The 6,364-nt window shown below is 70.1% G+C and carries 6 protein-coding genes and 1 pseudogene; 2 read left to right on the top strand and 5 right to left on the bottom strand.

Features of this window, described 5'->3' with window-relative positions; translation table 11 throughout:
• Positions 1-34: 34 nt before the first annotated feature.
• The 5 genes from E1218_RS34465 to E1218_RS34445 all read right to left on the bottom strand — a co-directional run bounded on the left by E1218_RS34465 (position 35) and on the right by E1218_RS34445 (position 4,210).
• Positions 35-1,222: a glycosyltransferase family 4 protein gene (locus E1218_RS34465; RefSeq protein WP_132327233.1), complete on the bottom strand. Its 1,188-nt coding sequence runs from the start codon at positions 1,220-1,222 to the stop codon at positions 35-37.
• Positions 1,222-1,638 carry an adenylyltransferase/cytidyltransferase family protein gene (locus E1218_RS34460; protein WP_132327232.1) on the bottom strand — a complete coding sequence of 139 codons (417 nt, stop codon included), beginning with the start codon at positions 1,636-1,638 and terminating at the stop codon, positions 1,222-1,224. Before E1218_RS34460 ends, E1218_RS34465 begins: the two co-directional genes overlap by 1 nt.
• Positions 1,638-2,372, bottom strand: coding sequence for a CDP-alcohol phosphatidyltransferase family protein (locus E1218_RS34455; protein ID WP_233712667.1), 735 nt, complete (start codon positions 2,370-2,372; stop codon positions 1,638-1,640). The genes E1218_RS34460 and E1218_RS34455 overlap by 1 nt, the downstream gene beginning before the upstream one ends.
• Positions 2,373-2,490: 118 nt before the next feature.
• Positions 2,491-2,946 (bottom strand): adenylyltransferase/cytidyltransferase family protein, encoded by a 456-nt coding sequence (locus E1218_RS34450; RefSeq protein WP_233712666.1) that lies wholly within the window; start codon positions 2,944-2,946, stop codon positions 2,491-2,493.
• A 58-nt stretch (positions 2,947-3,004) separates the two neighbouring features.
• Positions 3,005-4,210 (bottom strand): glycosyltransferase, encoded by a 1,206-nt coding sequence (locus tag E1218_RS34445; protein ID WP_233712668.1) that lies wholly within the window; start codon positions 4,208-4,210, stop codon positions 3,005-3,007.
• A gap of 190 nt (positions 4,211-4,400) precedes the next feature.
• On the opposite strand from E1218_RS34445, the gene E1218_RS34440 reads away from it, so the two are divergent.
• Together E1218_RS34440 and E1218_RS34435 are read left to right on the top strand one after the other, a co-directional pair.
• Positions 4,401-6,008: a right-handed parallel beta-helix repeat-containing protein gene (locus E1218_RS34440; protein WP_233712665.1), complete on the top strand. Its 1,608-nt coding sequence runs from the start codon at positions 4,401-4,403 to the stop codon at positions 6,006-6,008.
• A 138-nt stretch (positions 6,009-6,146) separates the two neighbouring features.
• Positions 6,147-6,364, top strand: a pseudogene (locus E1218_RS34435) (hypothetical protein); the annotation flags it as partial.

Genomic DNA, 6,364 nt, shown 5'->3' with positions numbered 1-6,364 from the left:
ATGTGGGTCAGCCCACGAAATGAGGGCCGCCCGGTCAGCGGGGAACTCGGGTGGGGGTGTACCAGGCGGCGAGGATGTCGGCGAGGCGGTCGGGGCCCCAGCGGTCGACCGGGGTGATGCGGCCCCGGAGTGAGGCGAGTCCGCGGGCGAGCTCGCCCACCACGTCGCCGCGCCAGGAGACGACCACGCCCTCGCCGGGTCCGACGATGACCTCCGGACCCCCGCGGCCGACGCACACGACCGGGCATCCGGAGGCGAGCGCCTCGGTGACCGCCCACCCGGCGGCCTCCCGCAGCGCTGGGGCGAGCAGCGCGTCGGCGCGGAACATCGCCGCGAGCACATCGTCTCGCGGCAGCTGCCCCATGAACTCGACCCGGTCGCGGACGCCGAGCTCCTCCGCGAGCCGCTCGGCGCGTCCCCAGTCCGGTCCGTCCCCGATGATCCGCAGCTCCCAGTTCGCCGCCTCCGGACGCGCCAGCGCGCTGATCCCGAGCAGCACGCCCTTCCACGGGATCAGCCGGCCGACGAACAGCGCGGTCTTGATGCCCGGGGCACCGAACGGCTCGTACGGACCCGACGCGGTGAACCGGCGGATCGCGACGTTCGGCTGGACCACGACCTCCCGGGCGTACTTGCGGAACGTCTCCGCCACGTCGTTGTTCTGGGCAACCATCAGGTCGGCGCGCTGGGCCAGCTTCCGGCCGGTCAGATGACGCCGTACGCCGGTGTACGCGCGCCGGACCAGCTCGGCGGCCAGGCCACGCGGCCCGAGCCAGTGCGCCATCGACAGCGGTGCCGTGGTCGACCCGCCGACCGGCCCCCAGATCACCTTGGCGGACGACTCCTCCACCACACCCGCGGACATCCAGTCGACGGCGAACGTCAGGTGGTGGATGACGTCGAAGGAGTGCTCCGCGTGCAGCCGCCGGGCCGTCCGGCCGGCCAGCTTCTGCCACAGCGGGTAGTACCAGTACACGTCGGCCGGCCGGCGCCGCAGCTTCAGCACCCAGTTGGGCAGCTCCAGCGGTACGACGGTCAGCGACGGGACCGGGCGGATCGCCAGCTCCTCGGCGATCTCGTGCGCGAACTTGGCGCGGGTCAGCAACCACACGTCGTGGTCGCGCGCGGCCGCCTTCGCCCAGGCCCAGCCCGCACCCGGCTCCGACCCGCCCTTCGGCCGGCACGCGTACGCGCTGAGCAGGACCTTCGGCCGGGTCGACATCAGCCCATTCCCTCCAGCAGTCTGCGCAGATCGGTGCTCGACGTGGAGGCCGTGTACGGGAAGTAGTGCACGCTGGCACCGACCTCGCCGAGCAGCCTCTCCAGTCTCGTCCCCTTCTCGGTGCCTTTCCAGTCGTCACCCTTGAACAGGACGTCGTACCGGAGCTGCTTCCACATCTCGAACTTGTCGCTCGACCAGTCGCTGACCACCTCGTCAACGAGGCCGAGAGCCCGGACGACCTCCATCCGCTCGTCGTGCGGGACTACCGGCGGCCGGCCCTTGATCCGGGTGACCACGTCGTCCTCGACCACGCCGGCGATCAGGTGGTCGCAGTGCTCGCGGGCGCGGCGCAGGATGTTCAGGTGCCCGATGTGGAACATGTCGTACACACCCGGCGCGTACCCCACAGTGCCCATCAGCCGCGCACCTCCGGCACCAGCGTGGCCATCTCCCGGTACCACTTGGCGATCGCGGCCGCCAGGAACAGCAGGTTGGCCGCGAGCAGCGCGCCGTACAGGACGACGAACAGCGACGGCGAGCCGAACGCGAGGAAGACCAGGCACAGGACGCCGTAGTCGGTCGGTGCGATCAGCAACGACTTGGCCACGGAATCACCACGCACGTTGGGTTTCTGCGCCGCGCCGTGCCGACGGCGGAGCTGGTCGATCAGGATCAGCCCGAAGAACAGCACCGACGACATGCAGACGTAGGCCAGTGGCACCAGCAGCAGAAGCTCGTTGCCGAAAGCATCGAAGCGGTAGAACGAGATCAGTACGGCGCTGTGCAGCAGCACGATCTTGACCGCGTCGATCATGTGGTCGAGCCACTCCCCGAGCGGCGAGCCGCCACCGCGCAACCGGGCCAGCTGACCGTCGGCGGAGTCGAGGCCGTAGCCGAGCACCAGCAGCGCGGTCACCGCGAGCGCGAGCGGCACCGACGGCCGGACGGTCGCGACCAGCACGATGCCCATCAGCGAGCAGAAACCGGACGCCAGGCTCACCTGGTTGGGCGTCCGCCGCCCGAGGAAGGCGGCTGCCGCGAACACCCGCCCGATCCGCCGGTTCACGAACCGCGAGTACGCCGGCGTGCCCGCCGACGGCTTCTGCGCACGCGCCAGCTCGCCGACGACTGCCCGCATCGACTTGGTCACGGCGCCTCCCGGCCTGGCCTGAGGAACTCGGGGGGCGACGCGACCGGAGCGACGGGGAAAGGCCGGGAGGCGAGGCGCCATGACCGTGCCGGCGCCGAAGGTCCGGCCGAAAACACTGTCATGCTACGGACGAGCGCGACTGCCGCTGGTCGATCGCGGCGCGCAGGATCTGGCTGCGGGATCCGCGGCCGGCCGGCAGGACGCTGACCAGCTCGCCCGGGATCCCGTCGAGCTCGTCGGCGCCGAGCACGCCGTCGGTCCCGCTGGCAGCGAACACGGTCTGTACCCCCAGTACGCCGGTCAGCCACTCGGACCGCACGCCGTCCACCACGACCACCTCGTCGACGCAGCGCAGGTGCTCGAGGATCTGGGTCCGCTCGACCAGCGGCACGAACGGCCGCGCACCCCAGGCGTCGAGCGCCCAGTCGTCGGTCAGCACACCCACCACCAGCCGGTCGCAGGCCTGCCGGGCCCGTCCGAGCACGTCGAGGTGCCCGACGTGGAACAGGTCGAAGACCCCGGCCAGAAATCCCCTACCCGACAAGCCGCCATCCCCCAGCAAACGATCGTCCACCTCTCGAGCCCCCACGCCCTCGCTGACCCTATACCCTGCGCTCACCGCGGGCCCAGCCTCAGGCGTCACGGTCCGCCCGGCGTTCCCGTCGGGTCCGCCCGCCGTCCGCGTGCCGGGCGATCGCATCGGTGTAGATCCTCTCCGTGGCCTCGAGGTCGCGCTCCGGGGTGAAGCGGTCGAGGTAGACCTGTCGGGCTCGTTCGCCGAAGGCTACCGAAGTGACGGGATCGCCGACCAATCCGATGGCCTTCCGCAGCCCCTCCGGGTCACCGGGCTCGGTCAGCGCCCCGGTTTCGCCGTCGTCGACCAACTCGGCCAGTGCACCCAGCCGGGACGCGACCACGGGCACACCGTGCGCGAACGCCTCCACCACCACGAGTCCGAAGGTCTCATACGAACGGGCCGGTACGACGGCGACGCGCGCTGACCGCAGCACTTCCATGCCCTCGGCCCACGGTAGTTGACCCATCACCTGGATCGACGGATCGGATGCGGCCCGCGCCTCCGCCTCTCCGCGCAGCGATCCGTCGCCGACCACGACGAGCCGGCCGAGCGAGGAGTCCCAGGCCCGCAGCAGATCGGCGAACCCCTTGTCCTCCTCCAGCCTGCCGAGGAACACCACCGCGTCACCCGAGCCCTCCCGGACCGCACCGGAGTGCGGCACCGCGTGCGGCTTCACCACGATCTGATCCGGGTCGAAGCCGCCGGCGACGTACCGAGCGCGGACGAACTCCGACGGCACGACGAACCGCGTCACGTACTTCTGCCAGGTCCGCAGCTTGCCGTGCACACCGATGCTGCTGGCCAGCGGCAACGTCTGCACACGCGACCCGCGGTAGCAGCTGTGCCGGACGCCGGCCCACGGCAGCTTGCCGACACAGGACTCGCACGGGCGTCCGTCGCGCTGCAGCACCGCGTTGGCGCACATCAGCCGGAAGTTGTGCAGCGTCGCCACCACCGGGAGGTCCAGCCGGTACGCCGCCCGCAGCACGGACGCGCTGAACAGCGGGAACGTGTTGTGGATGTGCACCACGTCCGGCCGACGTTCCTGCAATAGAAGTGTTAAATCGCGTTCGGCGGAGAATGACCAGACGGAGCGGAACGGTAACAGTGCGCGATCTTTCCGGCTCATCCCGGCGATATCGTCACTGTTCCGCGCGTACAGGTCGATCTCATGTCCTGAGTTACCCAACGAATCAACCGTTTGCGCGACGACGGTGTTCTCGCCACTGGGTTGACCCGTCCGGTAACGGTTGTGCAACATGGCGACCCGCATGGCACTACCTTAAGTCTCGCGGTGGCTACACCTGGTTCCGAGGACTTCCCGGGCCTGGGCGCCGCTCACCCCGGAGGGTGCATTGAGGAAGTTGTGGTTCGCAGCGCTTATCGCGGCTGCGCTCGCCGTCGTTACGGTCGCGCTTCCGGTCATCGCCAATCAGACAAACGCGACAGACGTGGCGAAGTCACGCGACCTCGGCGACCCGGTGTCCTCCGGCGTCCTGCCCTCGCACCGGACCTCCCAGACCCCGGCGGCGACCGTCCCACCCGAGGTCACCGCCACCTCGGTGCCCTCGAAGCAGCCGGCGTCGACGCCCTCCTCCAGGCCGACGCCGACCACCGCGACGACGACCACCACCATCACCACCAAGGCCCCGACCGTCCCCACCGCGAACGAGGCCGACGCCGGCCCGGCGTTCGCGGGTCCCTGCAGCGGCGTGGTGATCAAGCCCGGCCAGAACGCGCAGTCGATCGTGAACTCGAAGCCCGCCGGTACGACGTTCTGCTTCGCGGCCGGCGTGCACCGGATCACCGAGACGATCCGGCCGAAGGCGGGCACCACACTGGCCAGCGCGGAACGCGCCGTCCTGACCGGTTCGGTGCCGCTCACCGGCTGGGCGAAGTCCGGCTCGGCCTGGGTGGTGCGCGGGGCCCTGCCTGCGGCGTACGGCGCGAACGGGCAGTGTGAGGACAACAAGGCGAACATCTGCCATCTGCGTGAGCAGCTCTTCGTCGACGGCGACCACCTGACCCGGGTGGCGAGCCTGCCGGCCCTCAAGGCCGGCACCTTCTACGCCGACTACGCGGCGAACGCGATCTACCTCGGCACGAACCCGGCCGGCCGCGTGGTCGAGATGTCGAAGACGCGGACCGCGATCGAGTCCGGCGCCACCGGCGTGGTCGTCCGCGGCCTGACCATCGAGCACTTCGCCAGCGCGCCGCAGGCCGGCGCCCTGGTCTCCGGACCTGGCTGGAAGGTGATCGCGAACGACGTCCGCTGGAACCACGCCGTCGGCGTGATGCTGGTGAAGGCGAACAACTCCCGGGTCGAGAAGAACCTGATCCGGAACAACGGCCAGCTCGGCCTCGGCCAGTACGCCTCGGCCGCGGCGACGGTGACCCGGAACGTGATCACCGGCAACAACACCGACGGCTTCTGGATCGCCGACTGGGAGTCCGGCGGGATCAAGTCGACCCGGTCGTCCGGCACCGTCAGCGGCAATCTGATCAAGGCCAACAAGGGTGTCGGCATCTGGGCCGACGTCGCCGACGACGGCCGGGTGATCAGCTCGAACTCGATCATCGGCAACGCCGCGGACGGGATCCGGTACGAGATCAGCCGCAACGGCACGATCGAGGACAACACCGTCACCGGCAACGGCTTCGGCACCGGCCGCGGCTCGGGCACGTCGCTGTGGGACGGCGGCGGCGTCAACATCAACACCTCGACCAACGTGACGGTGCGGAACAACGTGGTCGCCGGCAACGTGAACGGCGTCACCATCCAGGCCCGGACCCGCGGCACCGGGCCGTGGGGCACCTACCTGCTCCGGGACATCCAGGTCACCGGGAACACCATCGAGATGACCGGCGGCAGTCAGGCCACCGGCATGGTGAAGAACTCCGGCGCCGAGGTGCCGGCCGGGGAGGTCGTGTTCAGCGGCAACAAGTACGTGCTGGACGCGCTCGGCGCGCGGCGGTTCGCCCGCTTCGGCACAAAGCTGACCGCGGCCGGCTGGCAGCAGGCCGGACTCGACGCCCTCGGCAAGTTTCTCGCGAACTGAGCACAACCGATTGCCGGATGCAACAGAAAACGCTGCCGAAAGTGTTGCATGAGCTACCTGACGTAGTAATCTGCTGTGCGAAGCCGCGCCATGGGGGGTGCGCTCAGGACCCCACCTGTGCCCCCGGAGGCTCCGCAGATGAGAGCAATCACCGCCACTGTCGCGATCGTTGCAGCAGGCACCTTCACGGCGGCCGCCACGACCCTGCCCGCGACCGGCTCCCCCGTCCTGGACGACCACCCGGGCCTGATCGCCGAGCTCTTCCCGGACGACGCGCCGCCCACCCCCACGCCGCCCGCCGTTCCCACGGGTGACCTGCAGGCCGGCCCCGCCTACGCGCCGGCCTGCAGGTCACC

Origin of the sequence: Kribbella turkmenica (assembly GCF_004348725.1) — a bacterium.
Taxonomy (GTDB): Bacteria; Actinomycetota; Actinomycetes; order Propionibacteriales; family Kribbellaceae; genus Kribbella; species Kribbella turkmenica.
The sequence above is the reverse complement of the archived record's forward strand: the minus strand, read 5'-3'. Positions and strand labels throughout refer to the sequence as shown.

Coding starts and splice junctions, on each gene's coding strand:
- E1218_RS34465 (WP_132327233.1), bottom strand. CDS start 1,222: ATGTCGACCCGGCCGAAGGTCCTGCTCAGCGCGTACGCGTGCCGGCCG.
- E1218_RS34460 (WP_132327232.1), bottom strand. CDS start 1,638: ATGGGCACTGTGGGGTACGCGCCGGGTGTGTACGACATGTTCCACATC.
- E1218_RS34445 (WP_233712668.1), bottom strand. CDS start 4,210: ATGTTGCACAACCGTTACCGGACGGGTCAACCCAGTGGCGAGAACACC.